Origin of the sequence: Hoeflea sp. 108 (assembly GCF_000372965.1) — a bacterium.
Classification (GTDB): Bacteria; Pseudomonadota; Alphaproteobacteria; order Rhizobiales; family Rhizobiaceae; genus Aminobacter.
Genome location: NZ_KB890024.1, coordinates 4,448,756 through 4,473,135, shown reverse-complemented (window position 1 = coordinate 4,473,135; position 24,380 = coordinate 4,448,756). Strand labels below are relative to the sequence as shown.

Below are 24,380 nucleotides of genomic sequence, written 5' to 3'. Positions count from 1 at the left end.
ACATGCATGCGAAGGCACCCCCACCCCTAACCCTCCCCACAAGGAGGAGGTGGACGAGGTTAGCGCTCTCCGACCCATGGTGATTGAGATTGGCGCCAAGTAGGTGATTGAAGTCTGGGCGAGGCGCCTCACGATTCCCCCCTTGTGGGGAGGGGTTAGGGGTAGGCCCCGTCCTCGCATAGATTTGCCGACCCGCGCGCCCCTCCGGCCAATCCATTCCCGCGCTGTGGACCGTTGGCCGCTCGACAATGCTCAGGCAGTTTGCCGCGCAATCAATCCATTCACGGAGGGCAACGCCATGACCGACATCACCATCCGCCCGCTTCAGCTTGCCGATCACGAGGATTGGCGCCGCCTGTGGACGGCCTATCTCGATTTCTACAACACTGTGTTGCCCGAGAATATCTACGAGCTCGCCTGGAAGCGCCTGTTCACCGAGAGCGAATTCGAGCCCAAGGGCCTGATCGCGTTGGTCGACGGCAAGGCGGTGGGGCTGACGCATTACCTCTACCACCGCTCGGGCTGGTCCGAGGCCAACAATTGCTACCTGCAGGATCTGTTCTCCGACCCGGCCGCGCGTGGCAAGGGCGTCGGTGCGGCCCTGATCGAAGCCGTGAAACAGGAAGCGGCCAAGCTCGGCGTCACCAATGTCTACTGGATGACCCACGAGACCAATGCCACGGCGCGCAAGCTCTACGACCGAGTTGCCCGCCGCACCGGATTCATCGAATACGATTTGCTGTAGTTCTCAGCCCATCATGCAGCCGCTTCGGGCGGCCGTTCAGCCTGCCGACCTCGACACCCACTGGTGCCACTGGGCCTCGCTGCCGCGGAAGACGTTGAGGTCGATCTTGCCGTCGACGCCGTGCGACAGGCCCGAACCCGAATACTGCCAGAACACCCAGTTGCGGCCCGGATAGACCTTGGACGGCGGCTCGGCCACGGCGCGCAGCCAGAACGGGTAGTCCTGGAAGTGGCCGCGCAGGTTGTCGCGGTAGAAATCGGGCGCCGTGTAGATGACAGGACGCTGGCCGTAATGGCGCTCCAGCTTGTCCATGAAGACCTGCATCTTTTCGCGGATCTTCTCGGGGCTGTGGCGGCGCTTGCAGCTCGATTCGCCATTGTATTCGACGTCGATGACCGGCGGGAGCGCGCCCGGGACCTTGGGCACGTTGCGGATGAACCAGTCGGCCTGCTCGCCGGCGGTGCGGCACCAGTAGAAGAAGTGATAGGCGCCGCGCTTCAGGCCGGCTGCCTCGGCCTCGCGCCAGTTCTTCTTGAACATCGGGTCGAGATGGTCGCCGCCGTCGGTGGCCTTGATGTAGGCGAAGTTGGCACCCTGTGTGCGCAGCTTCGGCCAGTCGATCTCGCCCTGCCAGCGCGAGACGTCGACGCCGTGGACGGCGAAGTTCTTGGGCGACATAGTGCGGCCGAAATTGATCGGCTTGGCGTCACCGAAGCGGCGGCCGTAGATCTTGCCCGGCGCAAAGGGCGTCGCCTTCATCGGGTTGGACGGCGCGATCAGCGCGATCGGCTTGGTGTCGGGCGTCGGAATGTTGTCGAGTTCGATCCTCGGTGCCGCCATCGCCATCTGGACCGGCGCTTCGGTCACGATTTCGGCCGGCACGGACGGCGGCGCGACCAGCACATTGGCCTGCGGCACGGGCGCTGCCATTGCGGCCTGCATCGGCACGACGGGTGCCGTCGAAGCGATTTCGATCTGCGGCACCGGGCTCGCCGGGCGGGTGACCGAGGCGGTCGTTTCCTTCGAAGGTGCTGACGACATGATGTCGCTGAGCCCCATGCTCGAGGTGCAGCCGGCCAAGGCCAGGCTGGCGAGAACGATCGCTGACGCCGCTGAGAAACGCATAGGTACCCGTACGCAAAACAAACCCGGATCCCAGCGCAGACTCGCCCCGGACCCCTCTGGTCGGAATTGCTAACGGGAAATTACCAAAAAAGACTGAATCTTATTTTTACCTTCGGGTGTGGCATCGAAGCGCCTGCCGGCGTACTTGCCTGCCGGTCCACGCCGAAGCAAAGTGCCCGTCATGTTCATACCCTTCTTCCTCGAACTCAAGGCGGCCAAGGTTCCCGTGTCGCTGCGCGAATATCTGGCGCTGCTCGAGGCGCTCGACGCCGACCTCGTCAGCTATGACGTCGAGGGCTTTTATTATCTCGCCCGCGCAGCCCTGGTGAAAGACGAGCGCCACATCGACCGGTTCGACCAGGTTTTTTCGCACTATTTCAAGGGCGTCGAGGCGGTCTCGGGCGAGGGCGGCGTCGATGTCGCCAACATTCCCGAGGAATGGCTGCGGCGGCTGGCCGAGAAGACGCTGAGCGACGAGGAGAAAAAGCTGGTCGAGGCGCTGGGCGGCTTCGAGAAGCTGATGGAGACGCTGAAGCAGCGGCTGGAAGAACAGAAAGGGCGCCACCAGGGTGGCTCCAAATGGATCGGCACCGCAGGCACCTCGCCCTTCGGCGCCTATGGCTACAATCCCGAGGGCGTGCGCATCGGCCAGGAGACGAGCCGTCATCGCCGCGCGGTCAAGGTCTGGGACAAGCGCGAATTCAGGAATTTCGATGACACGGTCGAGCTTGGCACGCGCAACATCAAGGTGGCGCTCAAGCGCCTGCGTCGCTGGGTGCGCGAAGGCGCCGAGGAAGAGCTCGACCTGCCCGGCACGATCCATGCCACTGCCGACCATGGCTATCTCGACGTCAAGACCCGGCCCGAGCGGCGCAACGCGGTCAAGCTTCTGATGTTCTTCGACGTTGGCGGTTCGATGGACGACCACATCAAGGTCGTCGAGGAGCTGTTTTCGGCGGCCCGCGTCGAGTTCCGCCAGCTCGAATATTTCTACTTCCACAACTGCCTCTACGAAGGTGTGTGGAAGGACAACCGTCGCCGCCATGCCGAAGTCATGCCGACGCTCGACGTGCTCCATAAATACGGCCACGACTACAAGGTGATCTTCGTCGGCGACGCGTCGATGAGTCCCTACGAGATCGCCTATGCCGGCGGTTCTGTCGAGCACTGGAACCCCGAGCCGGGCTCGGTGTGGCTGCGCCGCGTTCTCGACCAGTGGCCGAATGCTGTCTGGCTCAACCCGACGCAGGAAAAACACTGGAGCTACACCAGTTCGATCAAGATGATTTCCGACATCTTCGCCAACCGCATGTACCCGCTGACGCTTGCGGGGCTGGAAGCGGCGACGAAGCAGCTGTCGCGGAAACACTGAACCGCCTCACCAGGAAGTGATGCCCTGTCAAGCACCGCCTCTCGTAACTATCTGTGCTGAGAACGCGAACAAGAAGAACAATCCAGGGAGACCCCCAAAAAATGGACGCCAAGACCTATCCCGTCACCCGCACCGACGCCGAATGGCGCGCGATGCTGACGCCTGAGCAGTACCAGGTGATGCGCCAGCACGGCACCGAGCGGCCGGGCAGTTGCGCATTGCTCCATGAAAAGCGTGCCGGCAGCTTCACCTGCGCCGGCTGCGACCAGCCCCTGTTCGAAGCCAAGCTGAAGTTTGAAAGCGGCACGGGCTGGCCGAGCTTCAACGATCCGGTCGAAGGTTCGGTCGAAACCACCGTCGACCGCAGCTACGGCATGGTGCGGACGGAATGCCATTGCTCGCGCTGCGGCAGCCATCTCGGCCACGTCTTTCCAGACGGTCCGCCGCCCACAGGCCTGCGCTACTGCATCAATGGCGTGGCGCTGAACTTCCAGCCGTCCTAGAGCGTTTCGCTTTTCTTCGAATCGCAGAAACCCTCTATCTCGTTGTTTTTGCGTAATTCCGGGCGGAAAACCGCTGCGCACTTTTCCTGGAATTGCTCTGGAGCAATTTGCAGCCGGGTGGAAACGCCCGCGGTAAAAAACAGCTAAAGCAGGCTCGCCAGGATGATCCAGATCGTGGCGCCCATCTTCATCGTGTTGGCGTTGGGCGCCTCGGTCAGGTCGGCTGTCCGCAGCACGCTGCCATAGAGGAAGAGATTGTAGGGCAGCGGCACCAGATGGACGGCCACCGCCAGCAGGGCATTCATCTTGGCTGCCAGGATCACCAGCGCCACCACTGTGGTCACGACATTGATCAGGCTGCCGACCACGAACATGTCCCACCAGAACAGCTGTGCCAGCGGCACCTCGCCGTTCCAGCGTCTTGAAAAGAATGCCGAAAGCCCACCCTGTCCGCCCAGAGGGTTGTCGGAAGGATGTAGTCGCCCGGTATCCGTCATCGCCTCATGACCCCGCGCCATCGTAGCATTCGCCGCAACATAACGACCAATTAGGGCAACATATGCTGCGCTTTTACAAGTGCGCCGAAAGTCTCGCCTTGCAACAAGGTGAACGCGCAGCGTCGGTGGCGGGTTCCTCAACCTGCTGTCGCGTCGATGTCGGCAAGCAAGCGCACCGACGCCTCCAGGCAGCGGCGCGCGCGCTCCTGCGGCGAAACCGTGTCGCCAAGCCGCATCATCGGGATCTCGATGCTGAGTGGCCGATCTGCGGGCAGCGCGCCTAGATAGCCTTTCAACGGCAATGTGCCTTCGCCCGGCAGGTCGCGGTCGAAAGCGGAATGATGCACCATCGTTGCGAGATCGGTGGGTGCCGGCGGTGCGTCGCAGAGATGGATGTTGTAGATCAGACTGCGGTCGACCGAGGCCAGGGCGTTCGGCGAAATGCCCATGCGGTTTATGTGCAGCATGTCGAGGATCAGCCCGGTGCTGTGCGCCGCGCCCGCAGCCACTACCGACAGCGCTTCGTCGAGCGTCCCCGCAGCACGATGGGCAATCGGCTCGAAGTCAACGCCCAGCCTGAAGCTGGCGGCCATTTCGGCGAGGGCCGCGAACCTGTCCTCGATCTCCACCTGCTCGATTGCCCCGCGCATATCGGCCACGGCAATCAGGCGTGGCGCGCCTAGGCTTGCCGCCACTTCCATCGCTTCGGCACTTTGCGAGAGATCGAAATCCCTGCGGATCATCCAGCTTTCGACCTCTGTGACCGTCAGGCCGGTGTCGCCGAGCATTGCACGGCAATCGGCCAGAAGCGTCTTGTTGCCGAGCAAAGGCGACGGCGCGTCGGCCGCCGCTGTCGGATGGATGCGCAAGCCGAGATGATCGTAGCCGACCTCCGACGCGATCCGGATCGTTTCGAGCGGCGAGGCGACGGGTGAGGTCAGGTACGACAGCGAAAAACGTCTCATGGCCGAAATCCTATCTGCGGTGGCGTGAAGCCGGATGGTCCGAGGCTGTGCGCGGACCCGAGCCCGTCACCTTCTCGCGCAGGGTGCCCGCGCCGTATTCGGTCTTGAACATGCCGCGCCGCTGCAGCTTCGGCACCACCATCTCGATGAAGTTTTCCATCGTCTCATGCGCCAGGATGCGGGCGATGTTGAAGCCGTCGACATCGGCATGTTCGACCCAGCGCGCGAGTTCGTCCACCACCTGCTCCGGCGTGCCGACGACCAGTAGGTTGCGGCCGCTGACCACCATGCTTTCGGCCGCCTGGCGCACGGTCCAGGTGCCCTTGCGCGTCAGGATTTCGAGCTGCGACTGCGCTGCGTCGGTCTTCTCGTAGAGGATCGGCTCGTCCAGCGGGTATTTCGCGAGGTCGATGCCGAGTGCTGCCGACAGCTGGCACAGCATGCCTTCGACGCTGGTGTGGCGTTTGTAGTCCTCGTAGCGGGCGCGGGCGAGTGCCTCGGTCTCGTCGACGATGATGGTGGCGCCGGCGAAGAACTTCAGGCTCCTGGGATCGCGGCCAAGCTCAGCGGCGCGCTTGCGCATGTCGGCCACCTGCGGCGCAACAAGTTCGAGTTTCGGGCCGTTGATGAAGATGCCCTCGGCATGGCTTGCGGCGAAATGACGGCCACGCGGCGAACCGCCCGCCTGGAACAGCATCGGCGTGCGCTGCGGCGAAGGCTCGGCGGCGCTGACGGCGCGAATCTTGTGATGCGTGCCGTCATGGTCGAGTTCTGAGATCAGCGTGGGGTCGGCGTAGATTCCGCTCGCCTTGTCGCGCTTCAGCGCGCGGTCGGCCCACGAGCCCTCCCAAAGCCCGTACATCACCTCCATGAACTCGTCGGCTGCGTCGTAGCGTGCGTCGTGCTCGGCCAGCTCGTCGCGGCCCATGGCCAGCGCGCCGCTGCGGAGGAAGGAGGTGACGATGTTCCAGCCGATGCGCCCGCGTGTCATGTGATCCAGCGTCGTCATGCGCCGGGCAAACAGGTATGGCGTCTCATAGGAGGCGCTGCCGGTGATGGCGAAGCCGAGGTTCTTGGTCACCAGCGCCATGGCCGGTACGATCACTGCGGGGTCGAGGCTCGGTGCGAGCGCGCCGCTGCGGAACGCCGATGCGTAGCTCTGCTGGTAGGTGTCGGGCACCCCGAGCGAATCGGCCAGAAACAGAGCGTCGAACAGCCCGCGCTCCAGCAGGCGGGCATAGTCGGCCCAGTAGTCGATGCTGGTGAAATCGAGTGCTGTGTCGCGCGGATGGCTCCACAGGCCGAAGGCGAGGAAGCTCGGGTTGCACTGGTCGAGCGCGTTGAGCCTGATTTCCCTGGTCATGCGATGGCCTCCTCCTGCCGCGTTTGCGGCGCAACTTCCCGGAGGCGCGGCTGTCGATCAAATGACCGTTTTCGACGGGGCGATCTCAAAACGAGACCACTCATTCGGCGGTCTCGAATTGCCCGGCCAGCGTCTCGACAAAACGCAGCAGCACAGGCGTTTCAATCTCGGCGCGCCAGAACAGCTTGAGCGGCAACGGCACTGAAAATCCTGATACGTCACGGATCAAGACGTTCGGCGGATGCCGCCCGGCCTGCGAGCGGTTGACGAAGGCGATGCCGAGGCCGGCCGCGACCAGGCTCAACGTTGCCTCGGTGCTCCCGGTTTCCATCAGCACGCGGGTGGCGACGCCGCGTGATTGCAACGCCTGCGCCACCTTCTCGGCCATCAGGCCCGACTGGGCGAGGTCCATGCCGATGAAGTCGGCGCCGTCGAGGTCATCGACCGCAAGCTCGGCCTTTGCAGCAAGCGCATGGTGCTCGGGCAGGGCCAGTGCCAGATCGTCGAGCACCAACTGCCGCGACTTCAGGCTGTGCGGATAGCCGAGCTCATAGGCGATGCCGAGGTCGATGCCGCCCGCCGCCAGCGCTTCGAAAGCCTGCTCTGACAGCATCGGCGTCAGCCTGAGTTCAACCGTCGGGTTGGTGCTGCGAAACTGCTGCAGCCCATCGGGGATCGGCGCAAACATCATCGCCGCCCCGTTGAAGCCGACGCGCAGCAGCGACACCTGCCCGCTGTCGATCAGGTCGAAGCGGCGGATGGCAAGATCGACCTCGCGCAGGATGCGCGATGCGTCCTCCAGCAGCGCTTCGCCGGCCAAGGTCAGTCGCACGCCGGTCGGTTCGCGCTCGAACAGCCTGCCGCCGAGTTGCGCCTCCAGTTCGCCGATGCGCCGCGACAGCGCCGACTGCACGATCGCCAGTCTGTCGGCCGCCTTGTGGAAGCTGCCGAGCTCGGCCGCGACGACAAAGTGCTGCAGGTTCTTGAGCAACTGCGCCCGGCGGATGCCGGGCCTGCCGAGGCTCCTTGTCGGTGAAACATTTTTCGGATCGCCTGTCATCTGGGCACCACGCGCAACTGGTCGTGCCCGACTGTGCCGATGCCGAAACGAGATCGCCTCGTCCGAAAAGGTCATTTGCCGCCTAAAGCGGTTGCCTGTCTCCTGAAGCCGAAACACACATTGCCTCGGGAGGACATGATGATGGCCAAACCCTTGATCGTTGGGGTCGGCGGGACCACGCGTAACGGCTCGTCGTCGGAGCGGTTGTTGCATCAGGCGCTGGCAGCAGCACAGGCTGCAGGCGCCGACACGATGGCCTTCAGCGGCGAACGGCTGCTGTTTCCGATCTACGGCACCAACAGGCCGGGTGCGGCGGAACTGGAGTTCATCGAGGCGCTGCGCCGCTCGGACGGCATCGTCATCGCTTCGCCGGGCTATCACGGCTCGCTGTCGGGCATGGTCAAGAACGCGCTCGACTATGTCGAGGAGCTGCGCAGCGATGTCAGGCCCTATCTCGAAGGCCGCGCCGTCGGACTGATCGCAGCCGCCGCCGGCTGGCAGGCCGGCGGCTCGACGCTGCAGCATCTGCGTTCGATCGTGCATGCCCTGCGCGGCTGGCCGACGCCGCTCGGTGTCGTTGCCAACTCGTCCGATCAGGGGCACGATTGCGGTACGCAGATCGGATTGATGACGGGGCAGGTGATGGGCTTTGCCCGGGCGTTCGGCGTCGCGTCGGGCGCGCCCGAACGACTCTGCGCCTGAGCTATTTCAGCCGGTTCAGGTCTGCGGCGCGGTTGTCGATGATCGCTTCCATCGAGAAGAAGCCGGTCACTGTCGCCAGGTCGAAATCGGTGATCAGCTTCTGGTAGAACGCGTCGTAGCCCGACATGCCCCGGGTCACGACCTTGATGAGATAGTCCCAGTCGCCGCCGATGCGGTAGAAGTCGATCACCTCGGGCAGGCGCTCGACATGCTTGCGGAAATCGTCGGCCCATTCCTTCGAATGATGGCGGGTGCGGATCATCACGAAGACGGTCAGGTCGTAGCCGAGGGCGGCCACGTCGATGTCGGCGTGTGTCCCGCGGATCAGGCCGGTCGTGTTCAGTCGCTGCAACCTGCGCCAGCAGGCGTTCTGCGACAGCCCGACGCGCTCGGCCAAATCACGCTGCGAGATCGAGCCGTCCTTTTGCAGGCATGACAGGATCTTGCGATCAATTTCGTCGATCTTTTCCATGATCACGATCAGATGACACAATTTCAGTTGTCTGTCCCGAGAAAACGATGAAGTTTCTTCGCTGAATAGCGATTAGAATCCTCGCTCATTCCGATCTGGAAGAGTTTCGCAGTCAGAGGAGCGCGAAGATGACCACAACCGCCGGTTTGCTGCAGGGTTTCAGGCAGGGCCTCGCCGGCGACACGGTTGCCGCGCTCCAGGCCGGGTTGGTTGGCCAGAACGCCAGGATCGAAGGCCCGTTCGGTTCCAAGTCTCTTGTCTACGCCGACTATGTCGCCTCGGGCCGGGCATTGATGCAGATCGAGCGTTTCATCCTCGAAGAGGTTCTGCCCTTCTACGCCAACAGCCACACCGAGGCGTCCTATTGCGGCGGCTTCATGACCCGGCTGCGCCGCGAGGCGCGTGCGGCGATCGCCGAGTGCTGCGGCGCCAGCCGCGACCATGCGGTGATCTTTGCCGGCTCGGGCGCCACCGCCGGCCTCAACCGTCTGGTCAAGCTGCTCGGCGTCGCTGACGGTGTCGCCGCAGGCTCGCGCGTTCGCGTCATCATCGGCCCCTACGAGCATCACTCCAACATCCTGCCCTGGCGCGAGAGCGGTGCCGAAGTCGTCGAGATCGCCGAATGCGCCACTGGCGGCCCCGACCTCGCTGAACTCGATGCGGCACTCGCTGTGCCGGCCGATCTCACCGTCTGCGCCTTCTCGGCTGCATCCAATGTCACCGGCATCATCACCGACGTTGCTGCTGTCACCCGGCGCATCAAGGCAGCCGGCGCCAAGGCCGTCTGGGACTATGCCGGCGCCGGCCCCTATCTGCCGATCGCCATGACGCCGGCCGAGGGTGTCGAGATCGACGCACTGGTGGTCTCGCCGCACAAGTTCATCGGCGGTCCGGGCGCGTCGGGCGTGCTGATCGTTCGCCGCGATGCGGTGGTTACCGTCAAGCCGTCCTGGCCGGGTGGCGGCACGGTCAAGTTCGTCTCGCCCACCGGCCATGACTACAGCGACAACATCGAGGCGCGCGAGGAGGCAGGTACGCCCAACGTCGTCGGCGACATCCGCGCCGCACTCGCCTTCCAGGTCAAGGATGCGCTGGGCGCGGAAGCCATGCAGGCGCGCAATGCCGAACTCACCCGTCGGGCGATGGCTGCCTGGCGCGGACTGGACCGGCTGGAGCTTCTGGGCTCGCTCGACGTGGCACGGCTGCCGATCTTCTCGTTTCGGGTCAAGGACGGCAAAGGCGGCCATGTCCACCAACAGCTCGTCACCCGCATGCTGAGCGACCGCTTCGGCATTCAGGCACGAGGAGGCTGCGCCTGCGCTGGACCTTACGTCCATCGCCTGCTCGGCATCGACGCGAACGAGTCCGAGGCGATGCGCGCAGCGATCAAGGCCGGCGAGGAAATGAAAAAGCCCGGCTTCATCAGGCTCAATTTCAGCGTGCTGCTGTGTGAGGAGAAGATCGCCTTCATTCTCGATTCGGTGGCGCAGCTGGCGGGCGATGCGCCCCGCTATGTGGGCCATTACGACTTCGACCCGGCGCGCGCGATCTTCTTCCCCCGCAATGCCGAGATGGCCATCGCGGTCTAGCTGAAATACTCCCTGAAAGGAAAATGGCCGGAACGTTCCCGTTCCGGCCATTCTTGTCTGTGCTTGGCCGTGCAGCCGCTTAGGTGCTCGGACCCGTCAGGTAGGGCAATACCTCCAGTGTGCCGCGATAGATCATCTCGCCGGCGACGTAGAGGATGATGACCAGGCCGACATAGGCGATCCAGCGGAACTTCTGCAGCAAGTTGGCGATGAAGCTCGCGGCAACGCCCATCAGCGCAATCGACAGCACCAGGCCGAAGATCAGCACGTTCGGATGGTCGCGGGCAGCGCCGGCGACGGCCAGCACGTTGTCGAGCGACATCGACACGTCGGCGATGACGATCTGCCAGGCAGCCTGGGTGAAGGTCTTCTTCGGCGCGGTGGCGGCAACCTTGCCGTCCTTGTCGATATCGGTCTCGGACAGCGCCTCGACGGCCTGGGTCTCATGGCTGTGGTTGGCCCGCAGCTCACGCCACATCTTCCAGCACACCCACAGCAGCAGCACGCCGCCGGCAAGCAGCAGGCCGACGATCTGCAGGAGCTGGGTGGTGGCGGCGGCGAAACCGATGCGCAGCACCGTCGCGGCGATGATGCCCATGAGGATCGCCTTGGCGCGCTGTTCTTTCGGCAGGCCGGCTGCGGCCAGGCCGATCACGATGGCATTGTCGCCCGCCAGCACCAGGTCGATCATGATGACCTGGAACAGGGCTGTCAGCGCTTCCGGGGTAAAAAATTCTGTCATACGGCACCCTTTGCGTTCAGCTGGGGGCGGCATGGCTCGCAGGCATGATCGGTCGCGCTCACAGGAGCGGGAATACAGTTCAAGCGCTGCAATAAATCGGTGATGTCAAAGCCAGGCCGCCGGATTGGTTCCCAGTCCGACATCGCAGCCATGGTGACTGCCAGAGGGGCCCGGCCTGGTGGCGTGCTTTTAGTCGAAGAGCTCGGGAAACTCAAGGCTTGCATGCGACAACGGCGCGCATGGCTGCGCGCCGCATCGTTTCCGGCTCCTGGAAGGCGTCAGGTGCCTCAGTAGGCCTGCGCCGTCGGCCTAAACAGGATCTCGTTGATGTCGACCTCCTCCGGCTGGCTCATGGCGAACGCCACGGCCCGGGCGAAGGAACTGGCCGGGATCGCCAGCTTGTAGACTTCGCGGATGCCTGCCGCGACCACGCTGTCGGTGATCGTGTCGGGCAGTTCGGTTTCGACGGCGCCGGGCGAGATGATGGTGCTGCGGATGTTGTAGGGCTTCACCTCCTGGCGCAGACCCTCGGAAATCACCCGCACGCCATGCTTGGTCGCGGCATAGACCACGCTGCCCGGCCCGACCTTGTGGCCTGCCACCGAGGCGACATTGATGATGTGGCCGCTCTTTTGGGTCTTCATGTGCGGCAGGGCAGCCGCGATGCCATAGAGCACGCCCTTCAGGTTGACGTCGATCATCCGGTCCCATTCGTCGACATGCAGGTTCTCGAGCATGGAGCTCGGCATCAGGCCGGCATTGTTGATCAGCACGTCGATGCGGCCATGCGTTGCGACCGCGTGGTCGACGAGGCGCTGGACCTGCGCGCGGTCGGTGACGTCGGTCTTGAGCACGGCCTGTTCGCCGAGGCCCAGTTCGGCCGCCAGCGCCTGCAGCCGGTCTATGCGGCGGGCGCCCAACACCAGCTTGGCGCCGTTCTCTGCCAACAGCCGTGCCGCGGCTTCGCCGAGGCCGCTGCTGGCGCCGGTAATGACGACGACCTTGTTTTCGATACCTTTGGTCATGATTGTTCCTTTCGGGGGAGGTCAGGGAAGTGGACCGAGACGGGCGCGACCGAGCCTCGCCAGGGCCGCAATGTCGGACGATGTCGGCAGCTGCCGGTGGGGGAAAATGCGATCCGCTATTTGCCCACCCGCGCCTGCAGATGTGCCGGATAGCGGTCGCCATGGACCTCGATCTCGGCGAGTGCGCGTTCGATCTCGTGGAGGTCGTTCGCCGACAGGTCGACAGCGGCCGCACCGATATTTTCTTCGAGACGATGAAGCTTGGTCGTTCCCGGAATGGGCACTATCCACGGGCGGCGGGCCAGAAGCCAGGCGATGGCGATCTGGGCGCGGGTTGCGCCCTTGTCGTCGGCAATCCTGCTCAGCGCATCGACCAGGCCTTGGTTGGCCTGCCGGTTCTCGGCGGAAAAGCGGGGAACGACGTTGCGGAAATCCGACTTGTCGAACTCGGTTGCCTGGTCGATCGCTCCTGTCAGGAAACCCTTGCCCAGCGGGCTGAACGGAACAAAGCCGATGCCGAGCTCTTCCAGCACGGGCAGGATTTCCCGCTCCGGTTCGCGCCACCACAGCGAATACTCGCTTTGCAGCGCCGCCACCGGCTGGATGGCATGGGCGCGGCGGATCGACTGCACGCCGGCCTCTGACAGCCCGAAATGCTTCACTTTGCCTTCGCGGATCAGGTCGCGAACCGTGCCTGCCACGTCTTCCATCGGCACGTCGGGGTCGACGCGGTGCTGGTAGAACAGGTCGATCCGGTCGGTCCTGAGCCGCTTCAGCGCAGCCTCGGTCACACTCCTGATATGGGCAGGCTTGCTGTTCATGCCGCTCTGGCCGCCGTCGGGGCCGAAGTCGAAGCCGAACTTGGTCGCGATCACCACCTGGTCGCGCATCGGCGCCAGCGCTTCGCCGAGCAAGTTCTCGTTCTCATAGGGGCCATAGGCTTCCGCGGTGTCGAAGAAGGTGACGCCCTTGTCGAAGGCTGTACGGATCAGGTCGATCGCCGCCTGCCTGTCGGTCGCCGGACCGTAGCCGTAGCTCAGTCCCATGCAGCCGAGGCCGATTGCCGAGACCTCGAGGCCGCTGTTTCCCAGTTTGCGCGTCTGCATGTCACTCTCCCTGGCTTCCGCGCCGATATTGCGCGTCGGTGACCTGTTCCATCCAGTCGACGACCTTGCCGTTCTGGACTTCCTGGATGGCGATGTGGGTCATGGCCGTGTTGGGCGAGGCCCCGTGCCAATGCTTCTCCTCGGGTGCGAACCACACCACGTCACCGGGCCGGATTTCCTCGACGGGACCGCCCAAACGCTGGACGCGGCCGAGGCCGGATGTAACGACAAGCGTCTGCCCCAGCGGGTGGGTGTGCCAGGCCGTGCGCGCACCGGGCTCGAAGGTGACACTGGCGCCCTGGACGCGCTCGGGCATATGCGGGTTGAACAACGGGTCGATGCGCACCGTTCCGGTGAACCAGTCGGTGGGGCCTTTCCCGGATGCACGGGAGCCTGCTCGCAAGATTTCCATTGAAAATCTCCATTTCATCAAGCTCGCCGGCAGCGGCGGCTTCGATGAGTGGAATCTAGCCAGAACCCGATTGCAGGATTAGTAGGAGTAATCTGCATGTGGTTGTGAGCTGGATTCAGCAATGCCCAGAGAGAGCGTCAACGACATGGTCGCCTTCCTCGCGGTTGCACGCGAGCGGAGCTTCACCAAGGCTGCAGGCAAGCTCGGCGTGACGCCTTCGGCGCTCAGCCACACATTGAGAGGCCTGGAAGAACGCCTCGGCATCCGGCTTCTGTCGCGGACCACGCGCAATGTCTCGCCCACCGAAGCCGGGGAACGCCTGATGCAGGCGATCGGCCCGCATTTCGACCAGATCGAGGCGGAAATCGATGCGCTCAGCGAATTGCGCGATCGGCCGGCCGGTACTGTCCGCATCACATGCACCGACTATGTGGTCGAGACCATCTTCCGACCGAAGCTGCGGACCTTCCTGCGCCAATACCCTGACATCAAGGTCGAGATCGCCATCGACTACGGCTTCACCAACATCGTCGAACAGCGCTTCGATGCCGGCGTGCGGCTGGGTGAATCCGTGAGCAAGGACATGATCGCGGTGCGCATCGGGCCGGACTGGCGCTTTGCGGTGGTCGGCTCTCCCGACTATTTCGAACGTCGCTCGCCGCCGGAAATGCCGCAGGATCTGACCAACCACAAATGCATCAACCTGCGCCTGACCACGGCGGGCGGCATCTATGCATGGGAATTCGAGAAGGATGGCCGCGAGCTGAACGTTCGGGTCGACGGACAGCTCACCTTCAACAGCATCCTGCCGGTGCTGGATGCCGCGGTCGACGGCTTCGGGCTCGCTTATGTCGCGGAAGACCTGGCCCAGCCCTATCTCGCCGACGGCCGCCTTGTCGAAGTGCTGACCGACTGGTGCCCCACCCTGCAGGGCTACCATCTCTATTATCCGAACCGCCGCCAGGCTTCCCCGGCCTTCGCATTGTTGGTCGAGGCGCTGCGCTACAGAAGCGCGACCTAGCTGCCGGGGCGGGCCTGACCGGCACGCCGGCAGCCCCAGACGAAAAACGCCGGCATCGCTGCCGGCGTTCCTGCATTCCGAAATGAGCTCGTGGGCTCAGGCCATGCCAAGGGCGGCCTTGTAAAGGTCGAGGATCGTCTCTTCTTCGGCGCGCTCGTTCTGGTCCTGCTTGCGCAGGCGGATCAGCGTGCGGATTGCCTTGGTGTCGAAGCCAGTGCCCTTGGCCTCGGCATAAACGTCCTTGATGTCGTCGGAGATGGTCTTCTTTTCTTCCTCGAGGCGCTCGATGCGCTCGATGATGGCGCGCAACTGTCCGGCGGCAACGGTCTGGCTGGTCTCGGTGATTTCGTCGGCCATGTGGCACTCCGCAACTTGTGAATGGGAAAAAGGCGCGAGTCGTGCGCCACCTGATTTCGGCGGTTTCGATGCCTCATGATGCACGGGGGGTCAAGGGGACTATGCGGCGCAGCTGCCACGCTGCCGAGAAATCGGCCGCCACATCGGCCCGAAAACCGGGGCAGGTTTTCGCAAAGCCGACATGCAGGCTGGCTAGTGATCCTTGGGGCGGCTCACTTCAAAGGCGGCCTTCTGGGCGTCCGTCGCGTCGCGCTGGTACTTCGCCTGCCATTCGGCAAAAGGCATGCCATAGACGATTTCGCGAGCGGCTTCCTTCGAAAGTTCCACGCCGCCCGCGCCAGCCGCGTCGCGGTACCAGTTGGACAGGCAGTTACGGCAAAAACCGGCGAGGTTCATCATGTCGATGTTCTGCACGTCTGAGCGCTCGCGCAGGTGTTCGAGCAGCCGACGGAAGGCGGCGGCCTCAAAATCGCGCTTCTGGTCGTCGCTGAGTTCGGCCATCTCATCCTCCTTCACAGCGGCCCGGTGCGCGAGCCGAATTGCCTGACTTCATGTATATCGGGGCGGCGGTCGATGGCGTCAACGATGGGCGCGAGGCGTTCGGCCCAGGCGGTGGTACCGGCCTCGTCGCCGATCAGGTCCTGGCGGATTTCGAGCAGCGCATGGGCATAGCCGTTGACGATGCAGTGCTTGAACATGGTGTCGCCGCGCAGGGCGCCGTCATAGGGCTCGTTGTCGCCGACGACGAGCGCCGGATCGGCGGCCAGAAGTTCGATCAGCGGCCAGGCGGCGCGATGGTCCATGTCCCAGAGCACACCTGCGTGCCACGGCCGGGCGCGGCCTTGCATGACCGGCGTGAAGGAATGCACCGACAGGATGAAGGGCGCGCTTGCCGATTCCTTGTGCACCGAGGCGACCATGGCGCCGACAGCGTCGTGATAGGGGCGGTAGAAGTTGTCGAGCCGGCGCTCGCGCTCCGTCCCGGTCATGGGATAGTTTCCCGGGATGACTGAGCCGTCATAGAGCTGGCGGATCAGCGTCGGGTCGTCCTCGCCGCGATTGGGGTCGATCAGCAGGCGCGAGAAGTTGGCGAGCACCGCGGGCACCCCCAGAAGTGCCGCCAGCTTGCGGGTCACCTGTTCGGCGCCGATGTCGTAGGCAATGTGGCGGTCGAACTCTTCAGGCGGCAGGCCGAGGTCGCCATATTCCTGCGGTAGGTCGCGCCTGGCGTGGTCGCAAAGCAGGACGATGCCCCGCCTGCGGTCGCCGTCGACGATGTCGAAAGGGGCAAAAAGTGCTGTACGCGTCATCGGCGGCAATTTGTCCTTCGGCCGGCGGGCAGGCGAAAACCAGCGTCGCTGAGGTGGGGATATGTGCTAACGCCGTTGTTTTGCCAACCTTTTTTCGAATATGCCAGTTGGGGCAGCAAATCATGCAGGCCGTGCGCAATTAAATCGATTGGATAAGCGCTCGGCCGCGCGTTGACATGGGCCAAGACATTGCCGAAAAGGGGCACCGGAAAATGCAGAACATGTCGAAGAGGGGCTTTGGGATGGGATTTGCCGGGGGAACGCGCCTGCGCTCAACCGTCGCAACGCTCTCCCTGTTTCTTGCCGTTCCGATGATTGCCACCGTTGCCGCTTCGCCTGCTCACGCCGATTTCCGCGTCTGCAATGCGACCCAGAGCCTGGTCGGCGTCGGCATCGGCTACCGCTCCAAGGCCGGATGGATCACCGAGGGTTGGTGGCACATCGAGGGTTCGACGTGCAAGACGCTGATCGAAGGCCCGCTGTCATCGAGGTTTTATTATCTCTATGCAGAAGATGCCGAGCGTGGCGGCCGCTGGGACGGGCCGATCACCATGTGTGTGGCCGAAAAAGAGTTCAAGATTGCCGGTGTCACCGACTGTGTAGCGCGTGGCTTCCAGCGTGCCGGCTTCCAGGAATACGATACGGGCGAGCAGGCGAACTGGATGGTCCAGCTCACGGATGAGCCCGCAACGGGCGGCCCGACGGCCGCCTCGGGAACGAATGGTCAATGAGACGTAGCCGCAAGGTCAAGATACTCGCCACCCTGGGTCCCGCTTCGTCCGACGAAGCGATGATCCGAAAGCTCTTCGAAGCGGGGGCTGACGTCTTCCGCATCAATATGAGCCATACCGACCACGATTCGATGCGCGCGCTCGTCGCCCGCATCCGCAAGGTCGAGGGTGACGTGGGTCGACCGATCGGCATCCTCGCCGACCTCCAGGGCCCCAAGCTCCGCGTCGGTAAGTTCGCCAACGGCAAGGAAGAGCTGACCGTCGGCCAGACCTTCACCCTTGACGACAATCCCGACCTCGGCACCTCCAGCCGCGTGCACCTGCCGCATCCCGAAATCCTCAAGTCGGTCCAGGCAGGCCACCGCCTGCTGATCGACGACGGCAAGCTCGAGCTCAAGGCAACAAAGACCGACGGCAAGTCGATCGTCTGCACGGTCGTCGCCGGCACCAAGATTTCCGACAAGAAGGGCGTCAGCCTGCCCGATACCGACCTGCCGGTCGGCGCGTTGACCGAGAAGGACCGCAAGGACCTCGACGCGGTGCTGGAAACCGGCGTCGACTGGGTCGCGCTGTCCTTCATCCAGCGCCCGGAAGACCTGGCCGAAGCCCGTAAGATCGCTCAGGGCCGCGCGCTGCTGCTCTCCAAGATCGAAAAGCCGCAGGCCGTCGCACGCCTCGCCGAGATCATCGAGTTGTCCGATGCCTTGATGGTCGCCCGCGGCGATCTTGGTGTCGAAATGCCGATCGAGTCGGTTCCCGGCATCCAGAAGCAGATCACGCGTGCTGCCCGCCGCGCCGGCAAGCCGGTGGTTGTCGCCACCCAGATGCTGGAATCGATGATCACAGCACCAGTGCCGACCCGCGCCGAAGTGTCTGATGTTGCAACGGCTGTCTTCGAGGGTGCCGACGCGATCATGCTGTCGGCCGAATCCGCTGCCGGCCAGTATCCGGTCGAGTCCGTGGCGACGATGAACCGTATCGCCCAGCAGGTCGAAAAGGATCCGACCTATCCTGGCATCATCAACGCCCAGCGCTCGCAGCCGGAGGCTACCGGCGCCGACGCGATCTCGCTTGCGGCGCGTGAAATCGCCGAGACGCTGAAGCTGTCGGCGATCGTCACCTACACCGCCTCGGGCACCACCGGCCTACGTGCCGCGCGCGAGCGCCCGCAGGTGCCGATCATCGCCCTGTCGCCGATCCTGGATACCGCGCGTCGCCTGTCGCTGTTGTGGGGCACGCACTGCGTCGTCTCGCCCGATGCCGTCGATCTCGACGACATGGTCGACCGCGCCTGCAACGTCGCCTTCAACGAAGGTTTCGCCGCTGCCGGCGACCGCCTCATCATCACCGCCGGCGTGCCGCTCAGGACGCCCGGATCGACCAATATGCTGCGCATCGCGTATGTTGGGCCGGAAGGCAAAGGCAGCAGGTGAGCGAATAGGGAGTAGCGAGTAGCGAAGAATGCGTGCCTGTCGGTCAGGCAGGTGCGCCCAACTATTCGCTACTCCTATTTACTGTTCATTCCCCGCCCACTTTCTCGTTCACGCATCCCGCGGCATGCACGTCAGCCGCGATCCGCGCCTCGACCTCGGCTGCCGCCTGTTTGAGGTCGACATTCTTGCCGGCCAGTTTCTCGACCGCGGCGAGCACCAGGTCCGGGGCCACCCAGTCGGGTTTGTGGCCGAGGTTTTTGACCCACACCAGTTCGGCGCCGGGGATGTCGCGGGCCAATCCCACCGAGTGGATTTCCTCATAGACGACGGTGTCTTCGTCGCCCGAGATCACCACCGTCGGCGCCTTGATCTCGTGGTAGCGCGGCGCCGTCTTCAGCGCGTGGCGGTATAGCCCCTCGACATCTATGGCATTGGCGCGGAAGGCCGAGGGGCGCAGCACCAGCTTGATCTGGGCGTTGTCGACATACCCGTCCGGCACCTTGTTGGGCGAAAACACACAGGTCGTCGCCGCATCGATGCGCATGAGGCCGACGGGGTCCGAGAGCGTTGCCGTGAACAGGTTGCCCAGCATGGGTGTAGCCGCCACGCTGTAGTACCAGGAGGTAGCGCCGCCCGGCCAGGGATGGGTGGCGGCCGACAGGAACAATAGCCCGCGCGTCTTGTCCGGGTGCTGCAGCGCAAAGGTCGCCGCGATCGATCCGCCGAACGAATGGCCGACGATGATCGCGTCCTTGATGCCGAGGCGATCCATCAGTGCTGCGATGGTTGCTGCCTGCCCTTCCTGTGTCTCGTTGTTGCCGTTGCCGCGCCCGGACCAGCCGTGGCCGGGACGGTCGAAAAACAGCATCTCGGCGCGGTCCTCGAACATCGGCCCGAGCGGCAGCATCTGGTCCTTGAGATTGGCGCTGGCGCCATGGATGAAGACGAGTGGCGGCAGGTCGGCGCCGGCGGGCCTAGGGACGTGCACGTAGTGTATCCGCGCGCCATCGATGTCGGCAAAGCTGCCGACAGGCGGGTTCTGCCGTTCGATCAGCCAGGCCGAGATGCGGGTGAAGCCAGCAAGCCCAAGCACGATCGCGACGAGCAGGACCAAAATCGCTGTGAGGATGTTCATACGGGATGGGGCTGGGTGAAAGGGAGTGGCGAACAGCGAATAGTGAGCAGTGGGTGGCGAATGGCAACCAAAAATCGGCGCACGCCGCACCAGCGTCATGCCAACTATTCGCTACGCCCTATTCCCTGCTCGCTTCTCTAGATGCTTTCGCCGGCCAGTTCTTCGGACAGGCGCGACACCTCGCTCTGGGCGTTGCGCATCATCGGATAGATTTCGAGCACGCGTTGCCAGGCCTTGAGCGCCATGTCCTTGTGGCCTGTCGTCGCCATGATCTGAGCCATGCCGGAGAGGGCGCCGAAATGGCGCGGCTCCAGCAGCAGCGTGCGCTCGATGTCGACCACCGACTTGCGGTAATTCTGCATCAGGAAATGGACCGTCGCCCGCCGGTTCCAGCCTTCGGCATATTTGGGCTGCAGCGTCGTCACCTGGTCGAGGAAATCGAGCGCGACATCATATTTCTTGGCGTCGATGGCCTGCTGCGACCAAAGCATCATCAGATCGATGGAGGCGCTGCCCGAGCTGTTCCACTCGCCCCAAATCTGGCCGGCGATGCGTTCGGCAGCTTTTTCGTTGCGTTCGCGCTTCAGGTCCGCAAACAGCTTGTCGAGCCGGTTTTCGGTCTTGGCCTCGACCTGTTTGTCTGCCGTCTGGGCGTGCGCCGAAGCCGGCAAGGCGTTTGCCATCAAGGCAAGTGCTAAAATGGCAAAAACGCTCCGCATGCGGGAGAGTCTAAACTCCCGCACGGGAACGTCAAATTGAATTTGCCGTGATGCTCCGGCCGCAGGCGGCCGGGCTGACATCAGCCCTGGCGGGCCTTGTAGCGCGGAGCGGTCTTGTTGATGATGTAGATGCGGCCCTTGCGGCGGACCAGCTGGCAGTCACGGTGACGGCCCTTGAGCGCCTTGAGCGAATTCTTGATCTTCATGTCACTAACCCGTCAGATGGGGCCCATCTCCGGGCCGAAACAAAAGCGCGCCCAACAGCGCGCCCAAATTTGTGTGACTGGCTCTTAGACGAGGAGTCTGGGCCCGTCAACCGCGAGAGGGCTTTGCGCTGCGGATTGATCGGCTTTTTTGCCGGCAATGGTCGTGGCCAAGCCGGCGGGAGGACTTGCCGGTGTCCGGCACACCGGAATCCAATCGCTCATCCGGGCAAGGGAGGGACAGGCGCGGTCTCCGATTCTATCGATTCCGATCGGAAGGCCGGTGTCGGCGTGCCGGCAGAATGCGACCGTATCGTCTCAGGCGTATTCCGTCTTGTCCCCGACATTGCAGGGAAGGCCGAATTGTTCGCCCCAACGGCACAGTGCGCCTGCTGCCGCATTGAGTGCCGTGCCGCGTTCGGTGAGCGAATAGACCACCTTGGCCGGCGTCTCCGAATAGACTTTCCGGTCGACCAGCCCGTCGGCCTCCAGTTCACGCAATTGCTGCGCCAGCATCTTTTCACTGATGCCGGGAATCGACTGTCTCAGCCGGCCGAACCGGCGCGATGCCGTTCCGAGCTCGCAAAGGATGTCTACCTTCCATTTGCCTTCGGTCATCCTGACAGCCATGGCAAATCCATTGTCCGCCGTCTTGTCCATGGTGTTCTCCTTACCGCCAGGTGACCACTTACGCCGAGGTTCGTATTGTGCGCCGCCCATATCAGCATACCTCCACAACGTCGCGACAAATGTCGCGCCGTGGCGCGTCGCCAGTTGATATGGAGTGTTGGAATGAAGCGTTCAATCGCCGTTGTCGGAACCGGCCGCATGGGCTCTGCCCTTGCCCGCGCCTTGCTGGCAGAGGGCCATCGCACGACCGTCTGGAACCGGACAAGAGACAAGGCCGAACCGCTTGCGGCACTCGGTGCCGTCATTGCGCCTTCAGTGCTGGACGCCGTGTCCGCCGCAGAAATCGTCATCGTGAATGTAAGCGACTACGCAGCGACAGCCGACATTCTGCGCGATGTCGCGGTTGCCTCGGCCATCCGTGGCAAGCTGATCGTCGAACTGACCTCGGGTACGCCGCATGGCGCGCGCGAAGTCGCCGATTGGTGCGCCAGGCATGGCGCCAGCTATCTCGATGGCGCGATCATGGCGACACCCGACTTCATCGGCACGGATGCGGCTACGATCCTGATCTCGGGGCAGAGCCAGGCCTTTCAGGAAAACGATGCCGTCTTTCGCGCATTGGGCGGCAATGTCCAGCATGTCGGACAAGATCCCGGACGAGCCAATGCGCTTGATAGCGCTCTGCTGGCCCTGATGTGGGGGGCATTGTTCGGCGCGCTCAATGCGATCGCCGTGTGCCAGGCCGAAGAGATCGAGCTGGGCGAACTGGGCAGCCAGTGGACGGCGACAGCACCAGTCGTCGAAGGGCTCGTCACGGATCTCATCAAGCGCACCAATGCCGGCCGTTTTGCCAGCGACGAGGAGACGCTGTCGTCGATCGCCATCCATCACAGTTCATTCCAGCACCTTCTGGGGCTCATGGATGCGCGCGGAATCGACCGCTCCGTGGTTGACGGTTATGGCTTCATCTTCCAGCGGGCGATCGCGGCCGGCCAGGTACACGGCGACTTCGCGGCGCTGTCGCAGTTTCTTGGAAAAGCTGCATAGGATCGTCGGACAACAAGGCTGGTCGCGTTGTCGTCCAGCCTCACGCCCACAAGTCATAAGAAGAAGGAAGCAGAATGTCCCTGACGCATCTCATCGACACATATTGCGCCGCCTGGTCCACTGAAAGCGCCGAGCAGCGGCGGGCGTTGCTGCTGCCGCTCTGGGGCGACGGCGCAACCTACACGGACCCGTCGGCCCATGCCGACGGCGCTGAAGAGCTGCTGGCGCATATCGCGGGAATTCAGGCCAGGTATCCCGGTGCCCGTGTCCTACGCACCAGCGACGTTGATGTTCATCACGGGGTCGCGCGCTTTGCGTGGAAATTCGTCATGCCTGACGGATCGACCCTGCCAGAAGGCCTGGACATCGCCTTTGTCGACGGGGACCAGAGGCGGATCACCCGCATCATCGGCTTTTTTGGCACGCTGAAGCGGTCTTCTGATTGATTGCGCCAGCGAGACGAGCCAGTGCGTTAGCGCCGGCTTTGCGAAATGCGGGTGAAGTGGCCCATCTTGCGGCCGGGACGGGCCTCCGCTTTGCCGTAGAGATGGACCGCGACGTCAGGTTCGGCGAGCAGTGCCTGCACCTTCTCGATGTCGTCGCCGATCAGGTTTTCCATGACGCAGTCGGAATGGCGGTTGGCATTGCCGAGCGGCAGGCCGGCGACCGCCCGCATGTGCTGCTCGAACTGGGAGATGACGCAGGCCGCCTCCGTCCAGTGACCGGAATTGTGGACGCGCGGCGCCATCTCGTTGGCCAGCAGCGCGCCGTCGGGCATGACGAAGAACTCGATGCCGATAATCCCGACATAGTCGAGCGCCGACAGGATTTTTCGCGCCGCGTCGCGTGCAGCCTCGGCGGTCTGTTCGCTGATCCCGGCAGGCACGGTCGAACTGGCAAGGATGCCGCTGCGGTGGACGTTTTCGGCGGGGTCGTAGACGGCAATGCTGCCGTCGGTGCCGCGCGCGGCGATCACCGACATCTCGCGCTCGAAGGCGACGAAGGATTCGAGTATCAGCTGGCCATTGCCGAGCGAGGCACAGGCGCCGTCGAAGCCGCCGGCAGCCATGTTGCGGAAGACCATCTGGCCCTTGCCGTCATAGCCCATGCGGCGCGTCTTGAGGATGCCGTTGCCGCCGAAGGCCTTCAGGGCATCGGCCAGTTCGTTATCGTTTTCCACAGGGCGGAAATCGGCTGTGGATATCCCGATCCCGTTGAGGAAGGTCTTTTCGACCAGCCGGTCCTGCGCCACTTCCAGCGCCCGAGCCGGCGGATAGACCGCGACTGTCTTCGACAGGTGCTCGGCAGCCACGACAGGGACGTTTTCGAACTCGTAGGTGACGACGGCACTCGAGCGGGCCAGTTCGTCCAGCGCCGCCGGATCGTCATAGGCGGCAACGATCTGGCGGTTGGCGACCTGGGCCGCGGGGCAGTCGACCTGCGGCTCCAGCACCACAATGCGATAGCCGAGGCGGGCGGCGGCCATCGCCAGCATGCGGCCAAGCTGGCCGCCGCCGATGATGCCGATGGTCGATCCGAGGGGAAGGGGGGCGGTCACGCGTCGTCCGTCGGCTGTTCTGCGACCCTTGCGGTCTGGGCGGCACGCCATTCGTCGAGCCTGGTGGCAAGCGCATCGTCTGACAGCGCCAGGACAGCCGCTGCAAGCAATGCCGCGTTGGCGGCTCCGGCCTTGCCGATGGCAAGCGTACCAACGGGAATGCCGGCAGGCATCTGGACGATGGAAAGCAGCGAATCCTGCCCCGACAGCGCCTTGGATTCGACCGGCACGCCAAACACTGGCAGCGACGTCATGGCAGCCGTCATGCCGGGTAGGTGGGCGGCACCGCCGGCGCCCGCGATGATGACGCGGAAACCTGCTGCCTTGGCGCCCTTGGCGAATTCATAGAGGCGGTCGGGGGTGCGGTGGGCCGAGACGATGCGCGCCTCGAAGCCAATGCCGAGCACTTCGAGCAATTCGGCCGCATGGCGCATGGTCGCCCAGTCGGACTGGCTGCCCATGATGATGGCGACGTCGACTTTGTCTTTGCTCACGCGCGGCATCCCTGCTTTTGCAAGGCCTGCGCTTAGCGGAAATGCGCGTCGACCGCAACCAAAC

General features: G+C 63.8%; 29 protein-coding genes. 10 read left to right on the top strand and 19 right to left on the bottom strand.

What is annotated here, in order from left to right; translation table 11 throughout:
- Window positions 1–298: 298 nt before the first annotated feature.
- Window positions 299–745: a GNAT family N-acetyltransferase gene (locus B015_RS0122255; protein WP_026227595.1), complete on the top strand. Its 447-nt coding sequence runs from the start codon at window positions 299–301 to the stop codon at window positions 743–745.
- 36 nt (window positions 746–781) lie between these two features.
- Here the strand turns inward: B015_RS0122255 and B015_RS0122250 are convergent, their stop codons facing one another.
- Window positions 782–1,870, bottom strand: a complete 1,089-nt coding sequence (locus tag B015_RS0122250; protein ID WP_018429951.1) for a GH25 family lysozyme — start codon at window positions 1,868–1,870, stop codon at window positions 782–784.
- A 181-nt stretch (window positions 1,871–2,051) separates the two neighbouring features.
- On the opposite strand from B015_RS0122250, the gene B015_RS0122245 reads away from it, so the two are divergent.
- Both B015_RS0122245 and msrB read left to right on the top strand, forming a co-directional pair.
- Window positions 2,052–3,242: a VWA domain-containing protein gene (locus B015_RS0122245; RefSeq protein WP_018429950.1), complete on the top strand. Its 1,191-nt coding sequence runs from the start codon at window positions 2,052–2,054 to the stop codon at window positions 3,240–3,242.
- A gap of 101 nt (window positions 3,243–3,343) precedes the next feature.
- Window positions 3,344–3,745 carry a peptide-methionine (R)-S-oxide reductase MsrB gene (gene msrB / locus B015_RS0122240; protein WP_018429949.1) on the top strand — a complete coding sequence of 134 codons (402 nt, stop codon included), beginning with the start codon at window positions 3,344–3,346 and terminating at the stop codon, window positions 3,743–3,745.
- A 143-nt stretch (window positions 3,746–3,888) separates the two neighbouring features.
- Here the strand turns inward: msrB and B015_RS0122235 are convergent, their stop codons facing one another.
- From B015_RS0122235 to B015_RS32745, 4 genes are all read right to left on the bottom strand, one after another.
- Window positions 3,889–4,149 carry a hypothetical protein gene (locus tag B015_RS0122235; protein WP_018429948.1) on the bottom strand — a complete coding sequence of 87 codons (261 nt, stop codon included), beginning with the start codon at window positions 4,147–4,149 and terminating at the stop codon, window positions 3,889–3,891.
- A gap of 230 nt (window positions 4,150–4,379) precedes the next feature.
- Window positions 4,380–5,207, bottom strand: a complete 828-nt coding sequence (locus tag B015_RS0122230; protein WP_018429947.1) for a sugar phosphate isomerase/epimerase — start codon at window positions 5,205–5,207, stop codon at window positions 4,380–4,382.
- Window positions 5,208–5,217: 10 nt separating this feature from the next.
- Window positions 5,218–6,570 (bottom strand): LLM class flavin-dependent oxidoreductase, encoded by a 1,353-nt coding sequence (locus tag B015_RS0122225; RefSeq protein ID WP_018429946.1) that lies wholly within the window; start codon window positions 6,568–6,570, stop codon window positions 5,218–5,220.
- A gap of 100 nt (window positions 6,571–6,670) precedes the next feature.
- Window positions 6,671–7,630 carry a LysR family transcriptional regulator gene (locus B015_RS32745; protein WP_026227593.1) on the bottom strand — a complete coding sequence of 320 codons (960 nt, stop codon included), beginning with the start codon at window positions 7,628–7,630 and terminating at the stop codon, window positions 6,671–6,673.
- A gap of 135 nt (window positions 7,631–7,765) precedes the next feature.
- On the opposite strand from B015_RS32745, the gene B015_RS31415 reads away from it, so the two are divergent.
- On the top strand, window positions 7,766–8,332 hold the full coding sequence (locus tag B015_RS31415; protein WP_018429944.1) for an NAD(P)H-dependent oxidoreductase: 567 nt from the start codon (window positions 7,766–7,768) through the stop codon (window positions 8,330–8,332).
- A 1-nt stretch (window position 8,333) separates the two neighbouring features.
- Here the strand turns inward: B015_RS31415 and B015_RS0122210 are convergent, their stop codons facing one another.
- On the bottom strand, window positions 8,334–8,804 hold the full coding sequence (locus B015_RS0122210; RefSeq protein WP_018429943.1) for an Lrp/AsnC family transcriptional regulator: 471 nt from the start codon (window positions 8,802–8,804) through the stop codon (window positions 8,334–8,336).
- 128 nt (window positions 8,805–8,932) lie between these two features.
- Here B015_RS0122210 and B015_RS0122205 point away from each other — a divergent pair, with 128 nt between their 5' ends.
- Window positions 8,933–10,393: an aminotransferase class V-fold PLP-dependent enzyme gene (locus tag B015_RS0122205; protein WP_018429942.1), complete on the top strand. Its 1,461-nt coding sequence runs from the start codon at window positions 8,933–8,935 to the stop codon at window positions 10,391–10,393.
- A 79-nt stretch (window positions 10,394–10,472) separates the two neighbouring features.
- Here the strand turns inward: B015_RS0122205 and B015_RS0122200 are convergent, their stop codons facing one another.
- The 4 genes from B015_RS0122200 to B015_RS0122185 all read right to left on the bottom strand — a co-directional run bounded on the left by B015_RS0122200 (window position 10,473) and on the right by B015_RS0122185 (window position 13,678).
- Entirely contained in the window at window positions 10,473–11,135 is a 663-nt protein-coding gene (locus tag B015_RS0122200) for a TerC family protein (RefSeq protein ID WP_018429941.1), read from the bottom strand.
- A 287-nt stretch (window positions 11,136–11,422) separates the two neighbouring features.
- Window positions 11,423–12,160: an SDR family oxidoreductase gene (locus B015_RS0122195; RefSeq protein ID WP_018429940.1), complete on the bottom strand. Its 738-nt coding sequence runs from the start codon at window positions 12,158–12,160 to the stop codon at window positions 11,423–11,425.
- Window positions 12,161–12,276: 116 nt separating this feature from the next.
- Window positions 12,277–13,266, bottom strand: a complete 990-nt coding sequence (locus B015_RS0122190) for an aldo/keto reductase (RefSeq protein ID WP_018429939.1) — start codon at window positions 13,264–13,266, stop codon at window positions 12,277–12,279.
- Window position 13,267: 1 nt separating this feature from the next.
- A complete protein-coding gene (locus tag B015_RS0122185) occupies window positions 13,268–13,678 on the bottom strand; it encodes a cupin domain-containing protein (RefSeq protein ID WP_018429938.1) in 411 nt (136 codons plus the stop codon).
- Between the two features lie 121 nt (window positions 13,679–13,799).
- On the opposite strand from B015_RS0122185, the gene B015_RS0122180 reads away from it, so the two are divergent.
- Window positions 13,800–14,699 (top strand): LysR family transcriptional regulator, encoded by a 900-nt coding sequence (locus tag B015_RS0122180; RefSeq protein ID WP_026227591.1) that lies wholly within the window; start codon window positions 13,800–13,802, stop codon window positions 14,697–14,699.
- 96 nt (window positions 14,700–14,795) lie between these two features.
- Here the strand turns inward: B015_RS0122180 and B015_RS31410 are convergent, their stop codons facing one another.
- The 3 genes from B015_RS31410 to B015_RS0122165 form a co-directional block, all read right to left on the bottom strand.
- Window positions 14,796–15,056: a DUF2312 domain-containing protein gene (locus B015_RS31410; RefSeq protein WP_018429936.1), complete on the bottom strand. Its 261-nt coding sequence runs from the start codon at window positions 15,054–15,056 to the stop codon at window positions 14,796–14,798.
- A 192-nt stretch (window positions 15,057–15,248) separates the two neighbouring features.
- Window positions 15,249–15,557 (bottom strand): DUF1244 domain-containing protein, encoded by a 309-nt coding sequence (locus tag B015_RS0122170; protein ID WP_026227590.1) that lies wholly within the window; start codon window positions 15,555–15,557, stop codon window positions 15,249–15,251.
- An 11-nt stretch (window positions 15,558–15,568) separates the two neighbouring features.
- Entirely contained in the window at window positions 15,569–16,366 is a 798-nt protein-coding gene (locus B015_RS0122165; protein WP_018429934.1) for an N-formylglutamate amidohydrolase, read from the bottom strand.
- 266 nt (window positions 16,367–16,632) lie between these two features.
- Here B015_RS0122165 and B015_RS0122160 point away from each other — a divergent pair, with 266 nt between their 5' ends.
- Together B015_RS0122160 and pyk are read left to right on the top strand one after the other, a co-directional pair.
- Window positions 16,633–17,097 carry a DUF1036 domain-containing protein gene (locus B015_RS0122160; protein WP_026227589.1) on the top strand — a complete coding sequence of 155 codons (465 nt, stop codon included), beginning with the start codon at window positions 16,633–16,635 and terminating at the stop codon, window positions 17,095–17,097.
- The gene (gene pyk / locus B015_RS0122155) at window positions 17,094–18,530 is read left to right on the top strand and encodes a pyruvate kinase (RefSeq protein WP_018429932.1); all 1,437 of its coding nucleotides are present in this window, start codon (window positions 17,094–17,096) and stop codon (window positions 18,528–18,530) included. Before B015_RS0122160 ends, pyk begins: the two co-directional genes overlap by 4 nt.
- Before the next feature lie 85 nt (window positions 18,531–18,615).
- On the opposite strand, the gene B015_RS0122150 is transcribed toward pyk, so the two are convergent.
- The 4 genes from B015_RS0122150 to B015_RS0122135 all read right to left on the bottom strand — a co-directional run bounded on the left by B015_RS0122150 (window position 18,616) and on the right by B015_RS0122135 (window position 21,247).
- Complete coding sequence (locus B015_RS0122150; protein WP_018429931.1) at window positions 18,616–19,665, bottom strand: alpha/beta hydrolase; 1,050 nt, start codon at window positions 19,663–19,665, stop codon at window positions 18,616–18,618.
- Window positions 19,666–19,802: 137 nt separating this feature from the next.
- Window positions 19,803–20,384, bottom strand: coding sequence for a hypothetical protein (locus B015_RS0122145; RefSeq protein ID WP_026227588.1), 582 nt, complete (start codon window positions 20,382–20,384; stop codon window positions 19,803–19,805).
- An 80-nt stretch (window positions 20,385–20,464) separates the two neighbouring features.
- Entirely contained in the window at window positions 20,465–20,590 is a 126-nt protein-coding gene (ykgO, locus tag B015_RS0122140) for a type B 50S ribosomal protein L36 (protein ID WP_018429929.1), read from the bottom strand.
- 315 nt (window positions 20,591–20,905) lie between these two features.
- A complete protein-coding gene (locus B015_RS0122135; protein ID WP_018429928.1) occupies window positions 20,906–21,247 on the bottom strand; it encodes a winged helix-turn-helix transcriptional regulator in 342 nt (113 codons plus the stop codon).
- A 132-nt stretch (window positions 21,248–21,379) separates the two neighbouring features.
- Between B015_RS0122135 and B015_RS0122130 the strand changes: the two genes are divergently transcribed.
- A complete protein-coding gene (locus tag B015_RS0122130; RefSeq protein WP_018429927.1) occupies window positions 21,380–22,264 on the top strand; it encodes an NAD(P)-binding domain-containing protein in 885 nt (294 codons plus the stop codon).
- A 74-nt stretch (window positions 22,265–22,338) separates the two neighbouring features.
- A complete protein-coding gene (locus tag B015_RS0122125) occupies window positions 22,339–22,710 on the top strand; it encodes a hypothetical protein (RefSeq protein WP_018429926.1) in 372 nt (123 codons plus the stop codon).
- A 26-nt stretch (window positions 22,711–22,736) separates the two neighbouring features.
- On the opposite strand, the gene B015_RS0122120 is transcribed toward B015_RS0122125, so the two are convergent.
- Window positions 22,737–23,873, bottom strand: coding sequence for a 5-(carboxyamino)imidazole ribonucleotide synthase (locus tag B015_RS0122120; RefSeq protein ID WP_081623519.1), 1,137 nt, complete (start codon window positions 23,871–23,873; stop codon window positions 22,737–22,739).
- Window positions 23,819–24,325 carry a 5-(carboxyamino)imidazole ribonucleotide mutase gene (gene purE / locus B015_RS0122115; RefSeq protein WP_018429924.1) on the bottom strand — a complete coding sequence of 169 codons (507 nt, stop codon included), beginning with the start codon at window positions 24,323–24,325 and terminating at the stop codon, window positions 23,819–23,821. The genes B015_RS0122120 and purE overlap by 55 nt, the downstream gene beginning before the upstream one ends.
- Window positions 24,326–24,380 lie beyond the last annotated feature (55 nt).

What these genes read in the sequence shown, in the direction of transcription:
- B015_RS0122205 (WP_018429942.1), top strand. Translation starts at nt 8,933, where the DNA reads ATGACCACAACCGCCGGTTTGCTGCAGGGTTTCAGGCAGGGCCTCGCC.
- B015_RS0122255 (WP_026227595.1), top strand. Translation starts at nt 299, where the DNA reads ATGACCGACATCACCATCCGCCCGCTTCAGCTTGCCGATCACGAGGAT.
- B015_RS32745 (WP_026227593.1), bottom strand. Translation starts at nt 7,630, where the DNA reads ATGACAGGCGATCCGAAAAATGTTTCACCGACAAGGAGCCTCGGCAGG.
- B015_RS0122200 (WP_018429941.1), bottom strand. Translation starts at nt 11,135, where the DNA reads ATGACAGAATTTTTTACCCCGGAAGCGCTGACAGCCCTGTTCCAGGTC.
- purE (WP_018429924.1), bottom strand. Translation starts at nt 24,325, where the DNA reads ATGCCGCGCGTGAGCAAAGACAAAGTCGACGTCGCCATCATCATGGGC.
- B015_RS0122125 (WP_018429926.1), top strand. Translation starts at nt 22,339, where the DNA reads ATGTCCCTGACGCATCTCATCGACACATATTGCGCCGCCTGGTCCACT.
- B015_RS0122170 (WP_026227590.1), bottom strand. Translation starts at nt 15,557, where the DNA reads ATGGCCGAACTCAGCGACGACCAGAAGCGCGATTTTGAGGCCGCCGCC.
- B015_RS0122145 (WP_026227588.1), bottom strand. Translation starts at nt 20,384, where the DNA reads ATGCGGAGCGTTTTTGCCATTTTAGCACTTGCCTTGATGGCAAACGCC.
- msrB (WP_018429949.1), top strand. Translation starts at nt 3,344, where the DNA reads ATGGACGCCAAGACCTATCCCGTCACCCGCACCGACGCCGAATGGCGC.
- B015_RS0122150 (WP_018429931.1), bottom strand. Translation starts at nt 19,665, where the DNA reads ATGAACATCCTCACAGCGATTTTGGTCCTGCTCGTCGCGATCGTGCTT.
- B015_RS0122185 (WP_018429938.1), bottom strand. Translation starts at nt 13,678, where the DNA reads ATGGAAATCTTGCGAGCAGGCTCCCGTGCATCCGGGAAAGGCCCCACC.
- B015_RS0122130 (WP_018429927.1), top strand. Translation starts at nt 21,380, where the DNA reads ATGAAGCGTTCAATCGCCGTTGTCGGAACCGGCCGCATGGGCTCTGCC.
- B015_RS0122245 (WP_018429950.1), top strand. Translation starts at nt 2,052, where the DNA reads ATGTTCATACCCTTCTTCCTCGAACTCAAGGCGGCCAAGGTTCCCGTG.
- B015_RS0122165 (WP_018429934.1), bottom strand. Translation starts at nt 16,366, where the DNA reads ATGACGCGTACAGCACTTTTTGCCCCTTTCGACATCGTCGACGGCGAC.
- B015_RS31415 (WP_018429944.1), top strand. Translation starts at nt 7,766, where the DNA reads ATGATGATGGCCAAACCCTTGATCGTTGGGGTCGGCGGGACCACGCGT.
- B015_RS0122250 (WP_018429951.1), bottom strand. Translation starts at nt 1,870, where the DNA reads ATGCGTTTCTCAGCGGCGTCAGCGATCGTTCTCGCCAGCCTGGCCTTG.
- B015_RS0122180 (WP_026227591.1), top strand. Translation starts at nt 13,800, where the DNA reads ATGCCCAGAGAGAGCGTCAACGACATGGTCGCCTTCCTCGCGGTTGCA.
- B015_RS0122120 (WP_081623519.1), bottom strand. Translation starts at nt 23,873, where the DNA reads ATGGCGTGCCGCCCAGACCGCAAGGGTCGCAGAACAGCCGACGGACGA.
- B015_RS0122190 (WP_018429939.1), bottom strand. Translation starts at nt 13,266, where the DNA reads ATGCAGACGCGCAAACTGGGAAACAGCGGCCTCGAGGTCTCGGCAATC.
- B015_RS31410 (WP_018429936.1), bottom strand. Translation starts at nt 15,056, where the DNA reads ATGGCCGACGAAATCACCGAGACCAGCCAGACCGTTGCCGCCGGACAG.
- B015_RS0122210 (WP_018429943.1), bottom strand. Translation starts at nt 8,804, where the DNA reads ATGGAAAAGATCGACGAAATTGATCGCAAGATCCTGTCATGCCTGCAA.
- B015_RS0122225 (WP_018429946.1), bottom strand. Translation starts at nt 6,570, where the DNA reads ATGACCAGGGAAATCAGGCTCAACGCGCTCGACCAGTGCAACCCGAGC.
- ykgO (WP_018429929.1), bottom strand. Translation starts at nt 20,590, where the DNA reads ATGAAGATCAAGAATTCGCTCAAGGCGCTCAAGGGCCGTCACCGTGAC.
- B015_RS0122230 (WP_018429947.1), bottom strand. Translation starts at nt 5,207, where the DNA reads ATGAGACGTTTTTCGCTGTCGTACCTGACCTCACCCGTCGCCTCGCCG.
- pyk (WP_018429932.1), top strand. Translation starts at nt 17,094, where the DNA reads ATGAGACGTAGCCGCAAGGTCAAGATACTCGCCACCCTGGGTCCCGCT.
- B015_RS0122195 (WP_018429940.1), bottom strand. Translation starts at nt 12,160, where the DNA reads ATGACCAAAGGTATCGAAAACAAGGTCGTCGTCATTACCGGCGCCAGC.
- B015_RS0122135 (WP_018429928.1), bottom strand. Translation starts at nt 21,247, where the DNA reads ATGGACAAGACGGCGGACAATGGATTTGCCATGGCTGTCAGGATGACC.